Origin of the sequence: Pararobbsia silviterrae (assembly GCF_003628125.1) — a bacterium.
In the GTDB taxonomy this organism is placed as follows: Bacteria; Pseudomonadota; Gammaproteobacteria; order Burkholderiales; family Burkholderiaceae; genus Pararobbsia; species Pararobbsia silviterrae.
Genome location: NZ_RBZU01000012.1, coordinates 150,487 through 172,192, shown reverse-complemented (window position 1 = coordinate 172,192; position 21,706 = coordinate 150,487). Strand labels below are relative to the sequence as shown.

Genomic DNA, 21,706 nt, shown 5'->3' with positions numbered 1-21,706 from the left:
TCCGGCATCGCGCACACGATCGCGAGCGCGCCCGATGGAACACGCGAAGACCGTCGTGCACTGCCCCAAGCTAGAGGCGCGCGACCGGAATCCATCCGATCGCCTTGCAAGCCGATCGTCTCCTATCCGTCCACGTATTTCGCCTAGACTCTATAAGACCCTCTGTCGTGAGGATCGACGCCTGCGCTTAAAGCGATGGGCGCACGCAATAAGCGTGATAGTGCAGCGCTCGCTATCCAAGCAACGAGGAAGCAACCACGCCCACGAGAATCTGGCGACGCGGACGAGCGTGCGATCGCCCCAAGGTGCCGTCATGGAACGCATCGCGGTGAACGGCGTCAGCAAAGTGTATGCCACGCGCGACCGTCCGGTGGTCGCATTGCAGGACATTTGCTTCACGATTGAAGCGGGGCAATTCGTCGCCGTCGTAGGGCCGTCCGGCTGCGGGAAATCCACGCTTCTCAAGATTCTGATCGGACTTGTGAAGGCTTCGCGAGGCGAGGCGCGACTTAACGGCACAGCAGTCGCGGGACCGCGCCGCGACATCGGCGTCGTCTTTCAATCGCCCGTACTGTTTCCCTGGCGCACGGTGCTCGAGAATATCCTGCTTCCCGTCGACGTCCTGCGCCTTGGCCGCAACGCGCTCAAGACGCGCGCGATGGATCTACTCACCCTCGTCGGTCTCCAGGGTTTCGAGCATCGCTATCCGCATGAGCTTTCAGGCGGCATGCAACAGCGTGCCGCCATGGTGCGCGCACTCATTCATGATCCGGCCATTCTGTTTATGGATGAGCCATTCGGAGCCCTGGATGCCATGACGCGTGAGCAGATGAACATGCAGCTCCAACATATCTGGCTCGAACGCAAGGAGACGGTATTGTTTATCACGCACTCGATTCCCGAGGCCGTGTTCCTTGCGGATCGGGTCCTGGTGATGACCCCGCGCCCCGGACAAATCGTCGATGACGTCGTTGTTGAGCTCGGTCGCCCACGCGCCCTTGATGTCATGACGACGATGGAGTTCGGCCGACATGTGAAACGGGTCCGTGATCATTTTAGAACTCAGGCTGACCTCGCCTTATGAGTCGCCCTCTTGAAGCGCTGCTGCGCCCACTGCTGATACTCGTCGTGCTCGCGGCGTGGGAGAGCATCGTTCGGCTTTGCAATATCCCGGCTTATATTCTGCCGCCGCCGTCCAAGGTGTGCATCGCCCTGTATCACGGCATCGAGTCCACGATCTACGTTCGCCATCTCTGGACAACGCTCCTTGAAACGCTGCTCGGCTTTGCGGTGGGATCGGTCGTGGCGCTCGTCCTCGGTACGCTCATCGCGCTGAGTCGACGTTGCGACTACTTTCTCTATCCGTTCATTCTCATGTTCCAGGCCATGCCGAAGATCGCTTTGGCCCCGCTGATCATCGTCTGGTTCGGTCTCGGCGTCGGCTCAAAGGTAGCGCAAGCCTCACTGACTGCGTTCTTTCCACTGATGGTCAACACCGTTGCCGGTCTACGCGCCGCCGACGAAGATCGCGTTTCCCTGATGCGCTCGCTTGACGCTTCGAACATGCAGATTTTCTGGATGCTGCGCATACCGGGCGCGACACCGTACATTTTTGCCGGCTTGGAGATCGCCATGATGCTGGCGCTCATCGGCTCGATCGTCGCGGAATTCGTAGGCGCACAAAGAGGGCTTGGCGTCCTGATCATGAGCATGACCTACACGATGGACGTCGCGGGACAGTTTTCGGTGCTTATCGTGCTCTCCGTGCTTGGACTACTGCTTCACACGATCATTGTTGCGGTCCGAAAGAGGCTGCTCTTCTGGGATGCGTCACAGGGCGGAATTTCCAATCTGCCGGTCGAAGGAGAAGTCAGATGAAGCCCATTTCCCTGATTGCCATCTGCGCCGGTTTGCTAAGCCAAGTCCCTCTTGACGCATGCGGACAGACGCTCGTGCGAGTCGGTTGGTGCGTGCGTACGATTAGCGTCGCTGCAGCGCCATTCGCCGTTGCGATGAAAATGGGTTGGTACGCGAAGGACGGCATCAAAGTCGAGCTCGTGCCGGTCGGCGGCTCCACCGACTGCGTCAAACTCGTCGCGACCAAGGAACTCGCCTATTCGCTTCCATCCGTCGAGCCGCTTGCGATCATTCGTCAGCAGGGCGTCAAGGCGAAAATCTTCTACACCGCCTATCAAGGCAATATCTACGGCCTCGCCGTGCCTCAAGACAGTAAAGTCACGAAAGTCGCCGATCTGAAAGACACCTCGATTGGTGTCATTTCGATGAGTTCGGCGGGCGTGATCATCGCGCGTGCGCTGGTATCCAATGCCGGGCTGAATCCCGATCTCGACATACACCTCGTCGTCACGGGCGAAGGAGCGCAAACGGTCGCGCTGCTTCGCGCCGGCCAGATTGATGCCTTGAGCGAATATGACACGCAGTATGCGGTCATCGAAAATGCCGGCGTCAAGCTTCGGCTTCTCTCCACCAAAGAGATCGAGGCTTTCCCGTCGAACGGCTTCCTCGCGCTCGAAGAGACCTTGAGCACTCAGCGAAAACAGGCCATCGCATTAGCTCAAGGCTTCGCGAAGGGTACAGTATTTACCATCGCCAATCCGGAAGCCGCCATTCGTATTCTGTGGGACGTGTACCCGGAGACCAAGCCGACAGGTGTCGATGAAGCAACGGCGCTCCGCCAGGCGGTCATCACCCTCGAAGCACGCGTCGCGAACCTGAAGCTCGAGAAATCCGGCGTCACAAAATGGGGGGAAAGCTCCGAGAAGCACTACGCGGCATATGCGGACTTCATGCAGAAGTGGGGGGTGACCCAGGAGAAGGTTCCCGCGAACGAACTGATCACGAACGACCTCGTCGACGACATCAACAACTTCGGGCAAACGGAGATCATTGCGATGGCGAAGGCCTACAAGGGGAAATAAATTGCCCGATTCGGACGACGGCGATCTCGGAGATGGCTCGATTGAAGACCGGCGTCCCTTCCGCCTGTTGTCAGGTGCCGCGATGAGGCGCCAATCCCCGGGCTTCGTTCAGCATCCATTTCGCAAATGCCTGTAGCGGCCCATCCGCCAGCTCAATCGGTTCGGGAAGGACAAGACAGAAGTTTTTGCTGACCACCTTGCCATCCGGCCAGGGCGTGACAAGACGTCCCTGTTCGAGCTCGGCGCCGATGTAGAGGCGCGGCACCAACGCGACCCCCAGGCCCGCCAACGCCGCCTCGATCAGCATCGAATGGAGATCGTAGCGCGCACCCATCGCCGGATGGGTCAGCGCGATGCCGGACTCCTGTGCATAGATCCGCCATGCGTCCGGGTTCTGTCGCCGGTGCAAGCGCGGCAGCGCGTCCAACAATGGGTTCGCTCCGGCGTCGGCCAGCAGCGCCGGACTACAGACGGGCACCAACACCTCCCCCAACAGCGGATGCAGATGCATCCCCGCCCATGCCGGATGCTCGAAATGAATGGCGGCGTCGAAACCGCTGCCTGCCAGAAGAAACGGCTCCATCCGTTCGGCGATATGCACCGTAATGTCCGGATGCTGGTTCTGAAAATGTTTGAGCCTGGGGATCAGCCAGCGCGTAGCGAAGGTCGGAATGGCAGCGATATCGATGCTCGCGCCTTCGATGGGCTGGCCCATCACATACAGGCTGTTCCGTTCCAGCCGATCCAGTATCTCGCGAACCTGCACCGCGTACCGCGCCCCGTTAGGGGCAAGCCGCACCCGATTGCCGATGCGCTCGAACAGGGTGACGCCCAGAAACGCCTCAAGCCGGCCGATCTGGCGGCTGACGGCGCCTTCGGTCCGTGCCAGCTCATCGGCGGCGCGCGCAAAGCTTCCGTGCCGTGCCGCGGCCTCGAACGCCTGGAGCGCTGAATTGCTGGGAATCTTGCGTGGCACGGGCGTTTCTCCGAACAGAAGGCGTTTGGCTGTCAGCTTGAGTCAATGTCACTAAAACCTGACTTTATTTCGTTTTATACGAGAAAAAAGCGAGCCTAGCATGACGTTATTGCAATGAATATGGAGCGCTCGCGGAAGGACCCGCATCCTTTCCCGACGACAATCTGATGATTTACACCGTGGAATGCAGCTTCACCGACCCCACCGAAGAAGCCGAATGGAACCGCTTCTACAGCCTTGAAAAGCTGCCGGCCCTGATCTCGGTCACCGGGTTTCACACGTCACAACGATTCAAAGCGATCAGCGACGGTTGCCCTACTTATCTGGCCATTCACACGGTCGACGGCCTCGAAGTCCTGACCGGCGACGAATATCGCCGCAAAGGCGGCGGGAATTTCGCGAAGTGGCAGCAGCACATTACCGACTGGCATCGAAATCTCTATAGCGGCATCGGCCTTGCGCCAGCAGTCAACCGCGATCAATGCCTCGCGCTTTGCGCAAGCGGCCCCGATCCGTTCATCCGAATGGACCTTGAGCCGCAGGCCATGCACGCCGTCGCTCTGGAGCAGTTTCCGGCGCGTCGCTGGCTCGCCGTGCTGTCGCGCGAACACGCCCGGCATATCGAAGGGCTCTCCGAAGACGTGCACCTGTATTCGCCCATGACGGCGCAGTTGACGAGCGCCGGTTCCGTTTCGATTGCGCAAGACTAGTCCATGCCCAACGTCACGTTCCATATCGATGCGACGCGGATGCCGTCCGAGGAACGTCTTGCCGAGCTTTCGCGCGACTGCATCGAGCTCTGTACGCAGGTGCTTGATGCCGAGCTCAAGAACGTTCATGTCCTTTTTCTGGAAGTGCGGCATGGGCACGGCCATCCGATCTTCGCGGAAATCCTGTACCGACTCGAGCCGTTTCGCACGCCGGCCGTCATGAACCGGTTCATCGAAGCCCTAGACGACGCGATCGTGCATCGCACCGGCCTCATCGCGCGCGTCCGTTGCTTCGGCTATGCCGCATCGAACCTATACGCCCGCAATTAGCCGGCTCGGAGAAACACGGTGCCCACGCTTCCCTTTCCTGACCAGCATGTCGGGGACTTCACGATTACCGCCATCAGCGATGGCTATCTCACCGCCAGCCTCGACTTCCTGTCGAACATTGATCCGTCGGACGCGTCCAGGATGCAGCGCGATGGAGGGCAGACGGAACCCGACGCCGTGCATATCAACTGCTACGTCGTACGCGGAGGGGGACACACCGTGCTCATCGACGGCGGGGCGGGAGGGTTCAAGCAATGGGGTGGCCGCCTGAACGTCAATCTGGGGCATGCCGGTATCGAGCCGTCCGCGATCGACACGATCCTGCTCACGCACGCGCATCCCGACCACGTAGGCGGCTTGGTGAATCGCGCAGGACACGTCGCGTTCCCGAATGCGGAGCTCGTTGTGCATCGGCGAGAGATCGGGTTCTGGCAGGACGACGGCAATCTCGCTCGCGCCAGCGAACGGGGACGCGGTAACTTCCTGATCGCGCGTCAGGCGTTCGACGCCTATCGCGACAGATTGCGTACCTTTGACGACGGGCAAGTACTCCCCGGGATCAGCGCGATGCCGCTGCCTGGGCATACGGACGGGCACACCGGCTATGTTCTGGAATCGCGTGATCGGGGACTGCTGGTCTGGGGGGACGTGGTTCATTTTCCTCACATCCAGATTCAGCGGCCCGACGTATCGATCGCCTTCGACCAAGACGCGTCCCTGGCAGCCGCCACACGATTGCGGCTGCTGGATCGTGTCAGTGCGGACGGGCTTTTGATCGCCGGCATGCACTTGGGCGAACTCGGTTTTGCACGCATCACCCGAAAGGGAAAGGAATACGGCCTGCTTTATGAAACCCAAGGATGAACGAAACCAGCGATCCGGCGGCTAGCATGACGCCAAAGGCATACGCATATTCCGCGGGTGTTTCTTTGTCTGCTGCATGACATAGCGACGCGCTAACGAGAACCGACCGATGAACCCCACCGACCCCATAGACCGAACTCGCGTTCAACGGCGGATCGCCGACGCCTTGTACGTGGCGGAGCATTTTGACGTGCAACAGGAAATCGAGCGGCGCGTTGCCTTTCTCGCGGACTATTTACGCAAGAGCGGTTTGAGCTGTTATGTGCTGGGCATCAGTGGTGGCGTCGATTCGACCACGTCGGGCCGGCTCGCGCAGCTTGCCGTCGAACGTCTCCGCTCCAACGGCTATGACGCGCGTTTTATCGCCGTACGTTTGCCCTATGGTGTTCAGCATGACGAAGCGGACGCACAGCAGGCGCTCGGGTTCATTCGTGCCGATCGAACGCTGATTGTCGATATCAAACCTGCCGCCGATGCCATGCTGGCATCGCTGGTTGCAAGCGGCATGGTGTTCGCTGGCGACGCGTATCGGGATTTCGTTCACGGCAACATCAAGGCGCGCCAACGAATGATCGCGCAGTACGCGATGGCAGGCGCGGATAGGGGTGTGGTGATCGGCACGGATCACGCTGCGGAATCCGTCATGGGATTTTTCACAAAGTTCGGCGATGGCGGCGCCGACGTTTTGCCGCTCGCAGGCTTGAATAAGCGACGCGTTCGTGCATTGGCGATCGCGCTCGGTGTCACCGAGGCCATCGCTTGCAAGGTGCCGACTGCCGATCTGGAAACGCTGCGTCCGCAACGTCCAGACGAGGATGCGTACGGGATTCCATACGACGCGATTGACGATTTTCTAGAATGCAAACCGGTCAGCAACACGATTTACGACACAGTGCTGCGCTTCTATGAGGCGACCCGGCACAAGCGGGTCTTGCCCTACACGCCGTTCGACTGGCCAGAATGAGTTTCTGCGCAGGAACCCTGTCGACGCCTGCCAGGGTGTCCGCCGCGATCTGCCCGGCCGAGAACCGTTTGCGCTTCATGACTGCCTCCTTCTTCGAAGGATTGCGTCGCCAGGCGAGCACGTATTGCAGACCGGATTTCACTGGGCACACCAGTGCCTCAATACTTAAACGCAAAAAAATATCAGAGCGGCAAAGTCTCGTTGGTGTCGATCGACTTGAGCAGGCTCACGACGACTCGCGTCTCACTCAGTTCGCGCAGCCGAATGTCGAGTTTTTCGACCTCGCCGCGCAGCAACGCACGCGCTTGAGCGCATGGATGAAACACAGGTTTCTCACTGAGTACGCACGGCAGCAACAGCCGAATACTGCCGATCTTGCTAGCCCTGCACGAACTCGGGCAGCCCTATGAAATCCGGGGCAATCCTGTCCGGCACGACGCCCAGGCGCTCGGTCGGCATGTTGAGACGATTGGCCCACAGGGTACGGTAGCCAAAGGCCTTTGCTCCCGCCGCATCCCACCCGCCGAACGCGACGAATGCAATCTCTTCGCGTGAGAGACCGAACGCGTCGATGCCCATCTGATAGGAACGCGGATCGGGCTTATAGGCCTTCACGAGATCGGTCGACAGCAGATGATCGAACACACCGTCGAGCTGCGAATTGCTGATCGCGGCGTCGAGCATGGGCAGACTGAAGTCCGTGAGCGGTGCCAGACCCAGGCCGCGCTGCTTGAGCGTGCGTAAAGCCGGCGCCACGTCGGGCCACGCCTTCATCGTCATGAAGCCGGCCAGCAACTGCCGACGTTGCTGCGTGGTGACCGCCAACTTTTCCGCGTCGGCGGCGAAGGTCAATGCGTCATCGGCCACCTGCATGAAATCGACGTAGCGGCCGATCATCGTGCGCAACCACGTGTAGTCGAACTGCCGTGCACGCCATGTGGCGACGAGTGCGGCCCCTCGCTGCGGAAACATCTGCTCCGTGAGCGCGAAAATCGGTCTCGGGTCGAACAATGCGATACCGTCGAACGCCACGGCCTTGATTCCGTGCGTTGCGGCCGATACAGGCGCGGCTTTGACTGAGCCCGCGGCAGCGCTTGCCACGAGCGCGCCGATGAAATGCCGTCGGTTCATGATGCTTGCCTCGATTGAAAATGCGTCGATAACGGTGACTCGATATTGCGAACGACGCGTTGAACACGCGCCTCTGAGTCCCTCACTTCATGACGGCGATCAGCAGGCTTCCATCGCGTCTCGCGGCGCGCGCAACAGCGGCCGCGCAAGCAGAAACACCGCCACCAGCGTCGTGGTTCCGATCAGCACCGCCGGCACCAGATGCCAGTCCGGATGCGCAAGCATCTGCGGCAGAAGGCTGATGGCCAGCGCGGGCGGAAAGTGCAGGCGCAGGACGCGCATCGTCACCATGACGATCAGCAACGACGTGACGACGGACACTGTGCCGAGCCCGAACAGCGACAGCATGGCGACACCCGCGCTCGCCGCAATCGTGCAGACGATCGGCAAGACGAGCGGGCGCTTCGCCCAGGCGCGGGCGTTTGCATGGGCGAACAGCTCCAGCGCGATCACCACCAGCGGCGGGAACAGAACCAGCCGCAAGCCCGTGACCGTGGCGAGCCCATACGCGAGCAGCAGAAACGCAGCGAAGACCGGCAACCAGACTTCGGGGCGAACCGGCGGCGCGATGCCGGCGAACTTCGACGCAGCGTGCGTTGCCTCGGTCGGCCCTGCCGCGATCGCGCCCCGCGCACGCCGATGGATCAACGATGCGATCGCGAGCGCGCAGGTGACCACAGCAATCGATACCGGATACCACCCGCTCGTGATGCCGAACACCATCGGCAGAAAGCCCGCTGAAACGGCCGGCGCAATCGGCGAGCGCATCAATCTGACGATCAGCACGGCGGCGGCGATGCTGATCGCGACCGAAGTCAGGCCATAGCGCATGGTCTGCGCGAGGCCGGTGCCGATCGCCGCGGTGACGGCAGGCGTGACCGCCAGCATGAACGGCGCGCGCGCCCACGCACCGGCCGGCTGTACAAAGACCTCATAGCTGAGCGCAGCGAGTTCAGGGAACAGCAGATACAGCACGCCAGTGATCAGCGCGATCTTCGCGAGCCCACCCAGCAGGAAGAGCGTCAGCGACCCGCCGATGAAAAGCGCCGGGGCGTGTGTGCCGCGAAGTCCGTCATGCGTTGACAAGCTCATCTGGAATCAAGGGAAAGCTGATCGTGAGGTCGCCATACTATGGAAATGGCCTTCATGCGAAAATCCTCAAACTTGCATACCTTATCTGCAAAATCGCACAGATGATCGACTGGGAAAATCTTCGTTACCTGCTGGCGGTCGCGCATACCGGATCGCTATCGGGCGCCGCGCGCCATCTCGGCGTGGATCACGCGACGGTGAGCCGGCGTCTGGCCGGCCTGGAAGAACAGGTCGAGGTCCGTCTGTTGGAACGCCTGCCCCGAGCGTGCAGATTGACGCCCATCGGGCAGCGCGTGGTCGAACTCGCGCAAGGCATGGAAGAGAGCGCGTATGCCATCGAGCGCTTGATCGACGCAAGCCGCTCGCCCTTGAGCGGCACGGTCACGCTCAGCGCCCCGCCGGTTCTGGTCGCAAATTTTTTGGCCGGACGTCTGGCCAGCTTTCGCCAGCAAAACCCGGCGGTGCGGATATCGGTTTCCAGCGAGACGCGCAAGGTGTCACTCGCACGACGCGAGGCCGATGTGATCCTCCGACTCTCCAGGCCGGAGGAACCATCGAGTGTCGTGCGCAAGATCGGGCGCATGCCGTTCGGTCTCTATGCGAGCCGGCAATACATTCATCTCCACCATCCGCCGGCGTGGGAATTCATCACGTACAACGAGGGTTTTGCGGATGTGCCGCGGCGGCAATGGTTAGCGCGTTTTCAAGGTGAGCGCGCATCCGCCTGCGAAATCAACGACGTCAATGGTCATCTGACGGCCGCCCAGGCAGGCGCCGGGGTCGCCGGCCTGCCCGTCTTCATCGGCGATACCGACGCCAGACTGCAACGGGTCGCACCCGACGCCGAGCCGTTCTCGTGCGACATCTGGATCGCAGTCCATCGTGATCTTCGCCGCACGCCGCCTGTGCGCGCCGTGATGGACTTCATCGCGAAGATCGTGGCGGACCATCCCGGCCTCGAGTCTCTGCCGAACAAGCGCGTCTAGTCGTGTTGCGATGCCTCCTTCGATCTCGGTGCCGATGGTCTTTGCGAACCGGAGTGAGCATGTCGCTCGTCCGTTGAAAGAAGGGGGGTTCATTGGCCTATGAGGTGCCGCACACGCCATCGATGAGCGTCGTTTTTCGCTTGAAAGGCGATTGCAGCGTGCTTGAGGGCAAGCGCCTCTCGGTCAAACTCGGCAGCTCGATGGCCGACCGAGTTCGACCCCGAGCGGTCGGTCGCTGGTGCAAGGTCGATTGCCCGAAATCGGCCCTTCGCGCGCGCGAAGTACGCACCTATATACTCGCGTCTCTATCCCGCGAGGAACACACCATCTGAATGCCACGGGATACACGCGCAAACCGACATGAATCTAGACCAACCCACCTTGCAGATTGCGGGATTGAAACTTTGGGTTCATCGCCGTCAATTCCCTGCGGCTGAGGACTATTGGGATGGGAATTGGTTGCACGTGACAGCACAATACGACTCCTCTCGGTCGTCTGTTTCAGTGATGGGTCCCATCGTTCATTTGAGTGAAGTCGAGGGCTTGTTGGAAGGATGCGAGCGCCTTTACGAATCTCTGTCCGGTGCGGCCAAACTCCAATGCATGGAGCCCAATCTCGCAGCCACGCTGACTGCAAGCACAGGTGGGCGCATTGACGTGGAGATTCATATCACGCCCGACCACATGGCGGAGGCGCATGAGTTCAAGGGATCGATTGACCAGACGTTCTTGCCCGCAATCATCCTGCAATGCCGGGAGCTTCTGGCCGAGTATCCAGTCCGAAGTCCAGGGCACAACAACGATTGATTTGCAGCGATCTCCGCGACCCGCGAGAAAGTTAGTGAAAGCACTATGCTGCTCCAATGCGGACTCTCGTGGATGTCCCCTCCTGGCCGAACTCGGTCTTCTACACCTGTTCAGCCAGCCCGCTCGCACCGATTGCATGGGCTCAATAGACGGCCAGCCGTTCGAGTACGACAAGGTATCCGATCGCCTTCGATCGTTAAGGATTTTTTATCCTCTCCCCCGCCGTTCACCTGTCAAAGTACATCAACGTCCTTAACTAAGTAAGTCCCTTGCGTGTCCGCAGATCACAGCCCCCAATCGGTGCTCGGTCTCTGCGAAACCGTTTAACTTTCGCCGCAGCCCTCCGCGCGCAGTGCCGTCATTGCGAGACAAAATCGCCTGCTACCTTGCTGGACAGACGTATCGCGAGCTCAGGATATTCGGGAACAGACTCGCCGCTACAGGTGCCGCGCGTGCGGATCAGGGGACTGCGAAATCCGATCAGGGCCTCGGGATCACCGATCCTATGCAACCCTGCGCCGACATTCATTCCGACGACGACCGTCCCCACGAATCGTTGGGCGACGACGTCCCGCCGACGCAGTACATGCCTCGGCTAACCATCGCCTCGAACATCTATCGACCGATGTCTCCTTGACAGGGGCGCTTACGCCTTCGCGTGATGTTCACTCTCGATTGCCGCGACCGAGAAGCGATGAGCTGGGCCGCAACGACCGGCGGCCATAGCGGTGACGCGGTGCGTGACGTCATGCTCGCTGCGATCGAAAATCGCTTCGCCGATATGTTGCATGCGCCGAGCGAAATCGAATGGCTCAGCGATAGGGGCTCACGGATATGCATACGCGCGCCAGGAAGCAGGATACGCAGCAATATGTAATCTCCGCGAATACTTATCGCGCGTGCTCCCGTCTCGTGCGCGCACCCGCCTCGTCAGCCGCAAGCACCTGCTCGTAGTTGCGACGCAGGATGATCCCCGCGTAATAGACGTGCTCGCGCATCAATTGCTCAGCCCGTTGTCCGTCTCTCGCCATCACGGCTTCGATGATGCGGTGATGGTCCCCGTGCGATCGAAGAATGATCGCGTGATCGTCCCAGAGCACGATCCGGTCCGAGGCGAACGGAATGTGCTGAGCCTGCTCCGCGAAGCGCGTCACCCACGGATTGCCCGACGCGGCCAGCAACGTGTCGTGAATCGTCACGTTCATCAACTGATAGGGCTCGTGGTCCTCCGGCTGCAACGTCCCCGATGCAAGGATCCGGTCGCCGGTCGCCAGACAGTCCTTGAGCTGCCGCGCCTGCTCTTGCGGCAGGCCCCGTAACGCCGCGTTGCGGCACGCGAGCCCCTCGAGGACCGCGCGCACCTCATAGGCCGCCACGATCTCTTCCATATTGAACGCCCGGACCTGATACCCGCGCTTGGGCTGATGATCGATCAAACCCTCGGTCGCTAGGGTGCCGAGCGCCGCGCGCACCGGCGTACGCGACACGCCGAGCTGCTCCGCCAGCGGGATCTCCTCGAGCCGCGCACCGGGCCGGACTTCCCCGTGAAGAATCCAGTCACGCAGCGTATCCGTGACGTTCTGGGCCAGTGTTTGCATGAAATGTCGACGGGTTTTGTATTTTCGGGCGAGTATAGACTACACCCGCCAAGTATACATATCGTGGATTTTTCAGAGAAATTAAGGGTAAATACCGAAGGAAAAAGATATCTGTGTATACATAATGCTGAAACCTCATCTATTGGCTGGAGCATCGACATGAAGCACGCAGGCGCCGCATCGAACCGCGACTGGCTCGGACTCAAAGGGCGCGTCTGCGCAGTCACGGGCGCCGGCGGCGGCATCGGTGCCGAGGTCGCGCGCCAACTCGCTGAAGCCGGTGCGCGCGTGGCATTGCTCGATCGCGATCTGGATAACGTCAAAGGCGTCGCGGACGCAATCGCGAAAACGGGTGCCGATGTCATGTCGCTGGCCTGCGACGTAACGCAAGCGGACAGCATTCTTCAGGCAGCCACGCAGATCGAGGCGGCGTTCGGATCGGTCACGCTGCTCGTGAACAACGCTGGCGTGCTCTTCGCCGACGCCCTGCTCGATATCTCGCTCGACAAGTGGAATCGGCTGCTGGCGGTCAATCTGTCGGGTTATCTGCTGTGCTCCCAAGTGTTCGGGCGTCAAATGGTCGCGGCCGGCGGCGGCTCGATGGTGCATATCGCCTCGATCTCGGCGAGCGTTCCGCAGCCCTACGGCGGCGCCTACAGCGTAAGCAAGGCCGGCGTGATGATGCTGTCGCGCCAGCTCGCCGTCGAACTCGGCGCGCAAGGCGTGCGCAGCAACGTCGTCAGTCCCGCGATGATCCGCACGCCGATGAGCGAAGGCATCTACGCCAATCCCGACGTCCGCGAGCGCCGCGAGCAAATCGTGCCCGCGCGCCGCATCAGCACGCCCGAGGACATCGCCGGCGCCGTGCTGTTCCTCGCGAGCGAACGCGCCGACTACATCAGCGGGCAGGAAATTCTCGTCGACGGGGCGCTGACACAGGCCTGGCTCGGACTGATCCCGCGCCCGGGTTTCGAGAAACAGGACGCCGAGGCGTCGTCCGTGGCCTGAGGCAATTCGCCATCGTCAATCGCCTATATCAAACAAATCGATTCACTAGGAGACCCGCATGAGAATCAAACAGGTATTCGCCGCGACGCTGGCCACCGCTGCCGTCGTCCTCAGCGCGAGCGCGCACAGCGAGCCGGGCTTGACGGACAAGACCATCAAGATCGGCATGTTCGGACCGCTGTCGGGCAACTCGATGGCCTACGGCTTCGACGTCATCAACGCGGCGAAGATGTACTACGACAAGATCAACAAGGAAGGCGGCATCAACGGCCGCAAGATCGAACTCGTGATCGAGGACGACCGCTGCAACGCGAACGATTTGCTGGCCGCGGTCAAGAAGCTCGTCGAACAGGATCAGGTCTTCATGCTCAACGGCGGCGGATGCTCGTCGGCCGTCGTCGGCGCGCGCGACTACATCGATCGCGCGCAGGTGCCGCTCGTCATGCAGGCCGCCTCGGGCGACGGCGCGCTCTATCCGCCGTCGAAGTACATCTTCGGCGCGCTGTCGATCTCGCAGTACGCCGTGGGCGGCTCGATCGTGCAATTCGCGACCGAACACCTGAAGGCCAAGAAGATCGGCTACATCAACCACGACGACGCCTACGGTTCGTGGAACCTCGAAGCCGCGCAATTCCAGGCGAAGAAGAACGGCGCCACGCTCGACGTGCAGTCGATCAACCCGACGCTGACCGACGTCACGGCGCCGATGCTCAAGATCCGCGCGGCGAACCCCGATGTGCTCGTGCTCGCCGTCTACGATCGCCCGACGAGCCTCTTCATCAAGAAGGCGCATGAACTGGGCTTCAACAAGCCGATCATCATCAGCGTCAACGGCACGGCCGACACGAAGCAGCTCGCCGCGAACGTCGGCGACCCGGCCGCGTTCGCGAACGTCTACACCCAGGGCCTGCTGTCCGACGTGCCGGGCGGCGACAAGCTCAAGTGGGTCTACGACATGTACAAGGCCACCTACCCCGACCTCGCGTCGCAGCCGGGCCACCCGACGACCTATATGCCTGAAGGCATCACGCCGGCGATGGTCATCGTCAATGCGCTCAAGGCAGTCGGCCCCGATCTGACGCGCGAAAAGGTGGCCGACGCACTCGCTCACACGAACCTCGACACCGGCATCACCGCGGGCCCGATCGTCTTCACCCCGACCGATCACGCGGGTCAGAAGTCGGCGATCTACATGAAGTTCGACGGCACGACCCAGACGCGTGTGCCGGGCACCTATACGAGTGCCTGGACCTACACGAAGTAAAGAAGTGGATGCCCGCCCTCGGCCACGTGTCGCGTTATCAGACGCGACACGTGGCCGAGGGCGCCTACCGGCTTGTTTCATGCCTCGCGGCATGTCGTTCGCGAGCGCAGTGGAAGACTGACATGAGCCTCAGTGATATCTGGTTGTTCCTGCAGCAAGGCGTGCTGTCGGGGCTCTCGACGGGCAGCGTCTATGCGCTGCTCGCCCTCGCGATCGTCGCGGTATTCAAGACCACCGATGTGCCGAACTTCGCACAGGGCGAAATTTTCATGGCGGGCGGCTATGTCGCCCTGCTGTTGCTTGCGGCGCATCTGAGCTATGCCGCCGTGATCCCGCTGACGCTCGTCGCGATCACCGCGCTCGCGGCGGTGTTTCAGCGCGTGGTCATGGAACGCGTCACGCGCGCACGAGGCGTCGGTGTCCAGTTCGTCATCGCGACGCTGGGCCTCGCCTACGCGCTCAAGGGTCTGGTCAGCCTGACGGGCCTCGGCGATACGCCGCGCTCCCTGCCCGCGCTCATTTCGAGCGACCCCGTGCAGATCGGCGACGCCGTCGTGAGCCGACTCGACATCGCGATCTTCGTCGCGGCCATGGTCGTCATGGTGCTGATCTACCTCATGTTCACGCATACGCGGATCGGCAAGGCGATGCGCGCGGTCGGCATGAACCCGCGTGCCGCGCAGATCGTCGGCATCCGGCTGTCGCGCATCCGCATGATGGTCTGGGCGATGTCGGGCCTTATTTCGGCGATCGCGGCACTGCTGATCATGCCCAAGGTGCTCGTGACGCCCGACATCGCCCATATCGCGATCCTCGCGTACGCAGCGGCCATCGTCGGCGGTTTCACGAGTCTGCCGGGCGCGGTGCTCGGCGGCCTGCTGATCGGCATCGTCGAGAACCTCGTGGGCCTGTTCGTCTCGACGAACGCGATCGTCGTCGCGCCGTTCCTCGCGATCCTGGTCACGCTGATCGTGCGCCCGCAAGGTCTGCTCGGCGGCAAGGTACAGGTGAAGAAGGTATGAAAAACGCCACGTTCAACCGCGTCGCATTGCTTGCGGCGCTTGTCGTACTCTGCGCGTTGCCGTTCACGGTCACGGGCTATGTACTGTATGTCGTGAATCTGCTCATGGTGTTCGTCGTGCTCGCGCTCGGCATGCACATGGTCATCGGCGAGGCGGGTCAGTTCGCGTTGTCGCACACCGCGTTCTACGGCATCGGCATCTATACCGCGGGCATCGTCAACGCGGCATGGCATCCGCCGTTTGTCGTGTCGATTCTCGCGGGCGGCCTGCTGTCGGCGGTCATCGGCTACGTGATCGGCTTTCTCGCGCTGCGCATGCGCGACATCTATCTCGCGCTCGCGACCTTCGCGTTCGGCGAAGCCATGCAATGGGTCTTCCTCAACTGGAACGACGTCACCGGCGGCTCCAACGGCATGCGTCTGTCGCCGGCGGTCTTCTTCGGGCTCAAGCTCACGAACGACCTGCAGGCCTACCCGTTCGTCGTGATTCTGGCGGCGCTCATGTTGTGGCTGACCGCGGCGCTCTCGCGCTCGCAGTTCGGCTCGGCGCTGCGCGCCGTGCGCGAAAGCGATGTGGCCGCGACGGCGATGGGCATCAACGCACGCGCGATGAAGCAATCGGCGTTTGCGATCTCGGGGGCGTTCGCCGGCATCGCGGGCGGCATGTATACGCTGTTCGTCTCGTACATCAACCCCGAAAGCCTCGGTTTCCAGACGACGATCCTCGTGCTGACGATGGTCGTCGTCGGCGGCATCGGCTCGGTTCGCGGCGCGGTCGCCGGCGCGATCACCTTCGGCGTGTTGTCGGAGCTGCTGCGCGAGGCGCCCTCGGTCCAGGAAGTGATCTACGGTCTGATCCTGATGGGATTCATGATGTTCAAGCCCAACGGCCTGTTCGCCGAACGCAAGCGCCGTGTCGCGCGCGCGGCGGCACAACAGGGGCTCGGCGGCGGCGCCGCGAAGGAGGACCACGTATGAGCGCCGCACCTTTTCTCAATGTTCAGAACATCACGGTGCGCTTCGGCGGTCTGACCGCGGTCAACGACCTGTCGTTCGAAGTCCAGCGCGGCACGATCCATGCGCTGATCGGACCGAATGGCGCCGGCAAGTCGACGACGTTCAACTGCATCTCGCGCTACTACCAACCCACGGCCGGGCGCATCGTGCTCGACGGCCAGGACGTGTCGCACGCGCCCGCCAGCCATATGGCGCGGTTCGGCGTCGCGCGCACGTTCCAGAACCTCGAGTTGTTCGGTCAGTTAAGCGTCTACGAAAACGTGCTGCTCGGCTGCTATCCGCACAGCGCCGGCACGCTCGGGCGTTTGCTGCGGCGTCCGAACGCCGAAACGCGCGACCTCGTCGACAGCCTCATCGAACGCGTCGGCCTCACGCACGACCGTAACACGACGGCGCGCGAACTCGACTTCGGTCACCAGAAGCTGCTCGAACTCGCACGCGCCCTCGCGCTCAAGCCCCGTTTGCTGCTGCTCGACGAACCCGCGGCAGGGCTGCGCAATCGCGACATCGAGAACCTCGACCGGTTGCTCAAGGAACTGACGACGCGCGACGGCATCACCGTGTTGCTCGTCGAACACGTCATGCAGCTCGTCATGTCGATCTCGAACCGCATCACCGTCATGTCGTTCGGCCAGAAGATCGCCGAAGGCACGCCCGCCGAAGTCGCCAGCGACGCGCGCGTGATCGAAGCCTATCTGGGCAAGGGAGCCGCGCAATGACCGCGACCACCACCGTGAGTCCTTCAATGACCGCTTCAGCGGCCGCCGATCCGATGCGCAGCGACCGGAGCGCCGCGTCCCCGGGCACGGACCTGATGCTCGACGTCCGCAACGTGAGTGCGTCGTACGGCGCGATCCAGGCCCTGCAGAACGTGTCGCTGCAAGTCCCGCGCGGCGAAATCGTCGCGCTGCTCGGCAGCAACGGCGCGGGCAAGAGCACGACGCTCAACGCGATCTCGCATCTCATCGAGCCGTCGGCGGGCGAGATCCGTTTCGACGGCGAGCTCATCAGCCGCGCCCCGTCCGACGACATCGTGCGGCGCGGCCTCGTGCAGGTGCCCGAAGGCCGCGAGGTCTTCAAGGACATGAGCGTGCGGGAGAACCTCGAACTCGGAGCGTTCCTGCGCAAGTCGGCGCGCAAGGAGATTGCCGACGACTTCGAGCGCGTCTACACGATGTTTCCGCGGCTCAAGGAGCGCAGCGAGCAACGCGCCTCCACGCTCTCGGGCGGCGAACAGCAGATGCTCGCGATCGGCCGCGCGTTGATGGCGCGGCCCCGCATGATCCTGCTCGACGAGCCGTCGATGGGCCTCTCGCCGCTGCTCGTCGAACAGATCTTCGAGATCATCCAGCGCCTCAATCGCGAACAAGGTCTCACGATCCTCGTGGTCGAACAGGACGTGAGACTCGCGCTGCGTGTCTCGACCTACGCCTACATCCTTGAGAACGGGGAGATGAATCTCCACGGTGCATCGAAGGATCTCTTGAATGACCCGGCGGTGCGCCGGGCTTACCTCGGGGTATGACATGAAATTGGCAGAGAACAAGCTGGTCCTCGTGACGGGCGGCGGCGGCGGCTTGGGGGCGGCGACGGCGCGCGGCTTCGCGAGCGAAGGCGCGCGCGTCATCGTGCTCGACGTGCGCCGCGAAGAAGCACAGGCCGTGGCCGACGCGATTCGCGCCGACGGCGGCGAGGCCTGGGCCGAAACACTCGACGTGACCGACCGCAAGGCCACGCAACAGCTCGCGCAATCGCTGACCGAACGTCTCGGACCGATCGACGTCCTCGTGAACAACGCGGGCATCACGGGCAAGGCGCGCATCGACGACGACAACGCGGCCGAGGTCTGGGACCGCGTCATCGAGGTCAATCTGCAAGGCCTGTTCAACGTCACGCATGCCTTCGTGCCGGCGCTCAAGCAAAGCAAGGGCTGTGTGGTCAATCTGTCGTCGATCGTCGCATACGTGGCCGGCCCCTCGACCGCGGGCTATGTCGCATCGAAGGGCGCGGTGCGCTCGCTCACGCAGGTCCTCGCGCGCGATCTGGCGCCGTACGGCGTGCGCGTGAACGCGGTCGCGCCGGGGCTCATGCTGACCGAGCTCGTCACGCACCAGTTGCAAACGCCGGGCGGCACCGACTGGTACATGAACCGGGTCCTGGCCAAGCGCGGCGGCAAACCCGAAGAGATCGTCGGGCCGATCGTGTTCCTCGCCTCCGAGATGGCGAGCTATGTCAATGGCGTGGTGCTGCCCGTGGACGGCGGTTTTCTGGCGGCCTGAGTTCAAGTCCGATTGCGCGGGCCTCACTTCGCCTTCACCGGGCGGACACAGGCCCTGCGCGTCATAGAGGAAACAATGAGTACAAATCAAGCGGTCGCGCTCGTTACGCGCGGCGCGAGTGGCATGGGGCTGGCGACGGTCGAGCGTCTCGCGCGAGATGGATTGATGGGTTTCATCACGGGCCAAGTGGTGTTCATCGACGGCGGCAAGTCGCTCGGAGGGACCGTGTCATGACAGCGACGCAATGGGACCATGAAGTCGACGTCCTCGTGATCGGCGCCGGCGCCGGCGGCATGGCCGCGGCGATCACCGCGCAGATCGAGGGCAGCTCGGTGCTCGTCCTCGAAAAGACGGACCGGATCGGCGGCGCGACCGCGGTGTCCGGCGGCGCCGTCTGGGCGCCGCTCAATTCGCAGAGCGCGCGCGTGGGACACCCCGATACGTTCGAGAAGGTCTGGACGTATATGCAGAACACGGTCGGCAATGCCGCGCCCGAGGACATGCAGCGCGCCTATCTCAATGCGTGCGCCGAGGCCGTGGAGTTTCTCGACAAGCACTCGGAGGTCAAGCTCGCCGCGCGCGCGTATTCGCCCGATTACCATCCCGACCGCGAAGGCGCGGCGCTCGGCGGCCGCTCGATGGATCCGCTGATGTTCGACGGCCGCCTGCTCGGCAAGCATTTCCGCGAACTGCGCGATCCGCTGCCTGAATTCATGGTGCTCGGCGGCATGATGATCACGATGACCGACGCGAATCATTTGCTCGCGGCCATGCGCACGTTTGCGTCGTGGAAGGCCAGCATGAAGCTCGTGTTGCGTTTCTTCTCGGACCGTCTGCGCGGCTATCACCGCGGCACGCGACTCGTGCTCGGCAATGCGCTCGCGGCACGCTTGTTCAAGACATTGCTCGACCGGCGCATCGACTACTGGCTCAACGCGAGCCTCAAATCGCTTGTCACGAGTGACGGGCAAGTCACGGGGGCCCAGATCGAACGCGCGGGCCGCGTGGTGCGCATCCGCGCGAAGCGCGGCGTGGTCGTCGCGACCGGTGGTTTCGCGTGGAGCGAGAAGCTGCGCAAGCAGCTCTACCCGGAGCCGACCGGTCCCTGGTCGATGTTCCCCAAAACGAATGTGGGCGAAGGCATCGACATCGCGTGCGCGGCCGGTGCGACGATCGGCACCGATCACGTGTCGCCGGCGTTCTGGGCTCCCGTGTCGATTCTCGAACGCGCGGACGGCACGCAGGTGCGCTATCCCCATCTCGTCTGGGACCGTGCGAAGCCGGGCTTGATGGCCGTGAATGCGGCGGGCCGGCGCTTCGTCAACGAGTCGTCGTCGTATCACGAGTTCGTGCTCGGCATGTATCGCTCGCATCAGACGGTGCCGACCGTGCCGGCGTTCCTCGTCTGCGACAGCCCGTTCATGGAGCGCTGGGGTCTGGGTCTCGCACTGCCGGGCGGCCGGCCGCGCGAACATCTGATCCGTGCGGGTTACCTCTATCGTGCCGACACGCTCGATGGGCTCGCCGCGCAACTCGGTATCGATGCGAAGGGGCTCGCCGACTCCGTCGACCGCTTCAACCGGTATGCGGAGGCGAACGAGGATCTCGAGTTCGGCAAGGGCAGCACGGCCTACAACCGCTATCTCGGCGATCCGGGCCAGAAGCCGAACGCCTGCCTGGGGCCCTTGCGGCAGGGACCGTTCTACGCGGTGAAGGTCTATGCCGGCGATATCGGCACGGCATGCGGTATCCGTTGCAACGAGCACGCGCAAGCGCTCGACGCGAGCGGGCAACCCATACCGGGCCTCTACGCCGCGGGCAACGACATGCAGAGCGTGATGGGCGGCGAATATCCGGCGCCGGGCATCACGCTCGGACCCGCGCTGACGTTCGGCAGAATTGCGGGCCGCCACGCGGCCCATCGTAGTTCGGATTCTCGCTAATCCTCGCGCGGACCCGTGAGGCGGATTCAGGCGGTCACTGCGACACGGCAGGCAATATGTCGGCCGGCGCTTTGAATGCCAGGATCCGTCTCGGCCGCCGTCTTCGCCCGACAGAGGGTGGTGCAAGGGAAAACCCCGGGCGTTTAACGGTCGCCGACGAACATCGGAAACGGACCGGAAAACCAGGGCACATCAGCCCGCCCTTAAAACCGATACCTCAACATAAACCCCACCGTGGCCGGCAAATTATCCGAATGAATCGGCGGGACCAGGATGAAGTTGATGCCGACCTTGCCGTAATGCGTCATCAGAATCGGCGCGACGACGGGGCCGATCGTATGATTGCGGCCCAATCCCCAGTTCCCGTAGTTGTAGCCCGAAATGATCCCGCCCATCACGGCGATGCGGGCATACCCCCAGGTCAGCAGATCCGGCGACCATATACCACCGCCGTACCACGACGGTCGATCGAGCGAATTGCGGAACTCCCCGCCCGTGACCGCCCAATTATTGTTGACCCAGCACTCGAGCCCGAGACCCGGATTGAAATCGTTGAAGTGTTCCTTCGGATTGATGTGATACGCGGCCACCATGCCGTCGAGCCAGAGCCCCCCACCGCACCAGTCCGCCGCCTGGGCCGACCCCGCCACGCTCGATCCGCCCAGTGCGATCGCCGCACACGCCCATGCCTTGACCGCCGCGCCGCGCAGACCGCGCGACGCCTTCTTCATCCCTGCCACATTGACCCCCGTATTCTTCTCTTGAAACGTTTTCTTC

Annotated in this window: 24 protein-coding genes and 1 pseudogene; 19 read left to right on the top strand and 6 right to left on the bottom strand. The window is 62.5% G+C overall.

What is annotated here, in order from left to right:
- The first annotated feature begins 313 nt into the window (after nt 1-313).
- The 3 genes from D7S86_RS22805 to D7S86_RS22795 are packed head-to-tail and all read left to right on the top strand — an operon-like array spanning nt 314 to nt 2,939.
- On the top strand, nt 314-1,084 hold the full coding sequence (locus D7S86_RS22805; RefSeq protein WP_121089663.1) for an ABC transporter ATP-binding protein: 771 nt from the start codon (nt 314-316) through the stop codon (nt 1,082-1,084).
- The gene (locus D7S86_RS22800; RefSeq protein WP_121089661.1) at nt 1,081-1,878 is read left to right on the top strand and encodes an ABC transporter permease; all 798 of its coding nucleotides are present in this window, start codon (nt 1,081-1,083) and stop codon (nt 1,876-1,878) included. Before D7S86_RS22805 ends, D7S86_RS22800 begins: the two co-directional genes overlap by 4 nt.
- Nucleotides 1,875-2,939 carry an ABC transporter substrate-binding protein gene (locus tag D7S86_RS22795; protein WP_121089659.1) on the top strand — a complete coding sequence of 355 codons (1,065 nt, stop codon included), beginning with the start codon at nt 1,875-1,877 and terminating at the stop codon, nt 2,937-2,939. Before D7S86_RS22800 ends, D7S86_RS22795 begins: the two co-directional genes overlap by 4 nt.
- Nucleotides 2,940-3,009: 70 nt before the next feature.
- On the opposite strand, the gene D7S86_RS22790 is transcribed toward D7S86_RS22795, so the two are convergent.
- Nucleotides 3,010-3,915 carry a LysR substrate-binding domain-containing protein gene (locus D7S86_RS22790; RefSeq protein WP_121089657.1) on the bottom strand — a complete coding sequence of 302 codons (906 nt, stop codon included), beginning with the start codon at nt 3,913-3,915 and terminating at the stop codon, nt 3,010-3,012.
- Nucleotides 3,916-4,082: 167 nt separating this feature from the next.
- On the opposite strand from D7S86_RS22790, the gene D7S86_RS22785 reads away from it, so the two are divergent.
- The 4 genes from D7S86_RS22785 to nadE all read left to right on the top strand — a co-directional run bounded on the left by D7S86_RS22785 (nt 4,083) and on the right by nadE (nt 6,783).
- Nucleotides 4,083-4,625 (top strand): sugar ABC transporter, encoded by a 543-nt coding sequence (locus D7S86_RS22785; protein WP_121089655.1) that lies wholly within the window; start codon nt 4,083-4,085, stop codon nt 4,623-4,625.
- 3 nt (nt 4,626-4,628) lie between these two features.
- Entirely contained in the window at nt 4,629-4,955 is a 327-nt protein-coding gene (locus D7S86_RS22780) for a hypothetical protein (RefSeq protein ID WP_121089653.1), read from the top strand.
- Nucleotides 4,956-4,973: 18 nt separating this feature from the next.
- Nucleotides 4,974-5,819: an MBL fold metallo-hydrolase gene (locus D7S86_RS22775; protein WP_121089651.1), complete on the top strand. Its 846-nt coding sequence runs from the start codon at nt 4,974-4,976 to the stop codon at nt 5,817-5,819.
- Between the two features lie 109 nt (nt 5,820-5,928).
- Nucleotides 5,929-6,783 (top strand): ammonia-dependent NAD(+) synthetase, encoded by an 855-nt coding sequence (gene nadE / locus D7S86_RS22770; RefSeq protein WP_121089649.1) that lies wholly within the window; start codon nt 5,929-5,931, stop codon nt 6,781-6,783.
- Nucleotides 6,784-6,965: 182 nt separating this feature from the next.
- Here nadE and D7S86_RS22765 read toward each other — a convergent pair whose 3' ends face one another.
- From D7S86_RS22765 to D7S86_RS22755, 3 genes are all read right to left on the bottom strand, one after another.
- Entirely contained in the window at nt 6,966-7,109 is a 144-nt protein-coding gene (locus D7S86_RS22765; protein WP_205962873.1) for a hypothetical protein, read from the bottom strand.
- A 52-nt stretch (nt 7,110-7,161) separates the two neighbouring features.
- Nucleotides 7,162-7,914 carry a haloacid dehalogenase type II gene (locus D7S86_RS22760; RefSeq protein ID WP_121089647.1) on the bottom strand — a complete coding sequence of 251 codons (753 nt, stop codon included), beginning with the start codon at nt 7,912-7,914 and terminating at the stop codon, nt 7,162-7,164.
- 99 nt (nt 7,915-8,013) lie between these two features.
- Nucleotides 8,014-9,006 (bottom strand): HPP family protein, encoded by a 993-nt coding sequence (locus D7S86_RS22755; RefSeq protein ID WP_121089645.1) that lies wholly within the window; start codon nt 9,004-9,006, stop codon nt 8,014-8,016.
- 101 nt (nt 9,007-9,107) lie between these two features.
- Between D7S86_RS22755 and D7S86_RS22750 the strand changes: the two genes are divergently transcribed.
- The 3 genes and pseudogenes from D7S86_RS22750 to D7S86_RS22735 form a co-directional block, all read left to right on the top strand.
- A complete protein-coding gene (locus D7S86_RS22750; RefSeq protein ID WP_121089643.1) occupies nt 9,108-9,992 on the top strand; it encodes a LysR family transcriptional regulator in 885 nt (294 codons plus the stop codon).
- A gap of 360 nt (nt 9,993-10,352) precedes the next feature.
- Nucleotides 10,353-10,799 (top strand): WapI family immunity protein, encoded by a 447-nt coding sequence (locus D7S86_RS22745; protein WP_147432429.1) that lies wholly within the window; start codon nt 10,353-10,355, stop codon nt 10,797-10,799.
- Nucleotides 10,800-11,451: 652 nt separating this feature from the next.
- Nucleotides 11,452-11,628: pseudogene (locus D7S86_RS22735) on the top strand (IS3 family transposase); the annotation flags it as partial.
- A gap of 61 nt (nt 11,629-11,689) precedes the next feature.
- Here the strand turns inward: D7S86_RS22735 and D7S86_RS22730 are convergent.
- A complete protein-coding gene (locus D7S86_RS22730) occupies nt 11,690-12,397 on the bottom strand; it encodes a GntR family transcriptional regulator (protein WP_121089637.1) in 708 nt (235 codons plus the stop codon).
- A 159-nt stretch (nt 12,398-12,556) separates the two neighbouring features.
- Here D7S86_RS22730 and D7S86_RS22725 point away from each other — a divergent pair, with 159 nt between their 5' ends.
- The 9 genes from D7S86_RS22725 (at nt 12,557) to D7S86_RS22685 (ending at nt 20,929) form a co-directional block, all read left to right on the top strand.
- The gene (locus tag D7S86_RS22725) at nt 12,557-13,405 is read left to right on the top strand and encodes an SDR family NAD(P)-dependent oxidoreductase (protein ID WP_121089635.1); all 849 of its coding nucleotides are present in this window, start codon (nt 12,557-12,559) and stop codon (nt 13,403-13,405) included.
- 58 nt (nt 13,406-13,463) lie between these two features.
- Nucleotides 13,464-14,669, top strand: coding sequence for an ABC transporter substrate-binding protein (locus D7S86_RS22720; protein WP_121089633.1), 1,206 nt, complete (start codon nt 13,464-13,466; stop codon nt 14,667-14,669).
- Nucleotides 14,670-14,791: 122 nt separating this feature from the next.
- Nucleotides 14,792-15,691 carry a branched-chain amino acid ABC transporter permease gene (locus D7S86_RS22715; RefSeq protein WP_121089631.1) on the top strand — a complete coding sequence of 300 codons (900 nt, stop codon included), beginning with the start codon at nt 14,792-14,794 and terminating at the stop codon, nt 15,689-15,691.
- Nucleotides 15,688-16,668: a branched-chain amino acid ABC transporter permease gene (locus D7S86_RS22710; protein WP_121089629.1), complete on the top strand. Its 981-nt coding sequence runs from the start codon at nt 15,688-15,690 to the stop codon at nt 16,666-16,668. Before D7S86_RS22715 ends, D7S86_RS22710 begins: the two co-directional genes overlap by 4 nt.
- Complete coding sequence (locus D7S86_RS22705; protein WP_121089627.1) at nt 16,665-17,426, top strand: ABC transporter ATP-binding protein; 762 nt, start codon at nt 16,665-16,667, stop codon at nt 17,424-17,426. The genes D7S86_RS22710 and D7S86_RS22705 overlap by 4 nt, the downstream gene beginning before the upstream one ends.
- Before the next feature lie 95 nt (nt 17,427-17,521).
- On the top strand, nt 17,522-18,232 hold the full coding sequence (locus tag D7S86_RS22700; protein WP_121089770.1) for an ABC transporter ATP-binding protein: 711 nt from the start codon (nt 17,522-17,524) through the stop codon (nt 18,230-18,232).
- 1 nt (nt 18,233) lies between these two features.
- Nucleotides 18,234-18,986 (top strand): SDR family NAD(P)-dependent oxidoreductase, encoded by a 753-nt coding sequence (locus D7S86_RS22695; protein WP_121089625.1) that lies wholly within the window; start codon nt 18,234-18,236, stop codon nt 18,984-18,986.
- A gap of 75 nt (nt 18,987-19,061) precedes the next feature.
- Nucleotides 19,062-19,220 carry a hypothetical protein gene (locus D7S86_RS30005; RefSeq protein ID WP_205962871.1) on the top strand — a complete coding sequence of 53 codons (159 nt, stop codon included), beginning with the start codon at nt 19,062-19,064 and terminating at the stop codon, nt 19,218-19,220.
- Nucleotides 19,217-20,929, top strand: coding sequence for an FAD-dependent oxidoreductase (locus D7S86_RS22685; protein WP_121089623.1), 1,713 nt, complete (start codon nt 19,217-19,219; stop codon nt 20,927-20,929). The genes D7S86_RS30005 and D7S86_RS22685 overlap by 4 nt, the downstream gene beginning before the upstream one ends.
- 203 nt (nt 20,930-21,132) lie before the next feature.
- On the opposite strand, the gene D7S86_RS22680 is transcribed toward D7S86_RS22685, so the two are convergent.
- Nucleotides 21,133-21,660 carry a hypothetical protein gene (locus D7S86_RS22680; RefSeq protein ID WP_121089621.1) on the bottom strand — a complete coding sequence of 176 codons (528 nt, stop codon included), beginning with the start codon at nt 21,658-21,660 and terminating at the stop codon, nt 21,133-21,135.
- Nucleotides 21,661-21,706 lie beyond the last annotated feature (46 nt).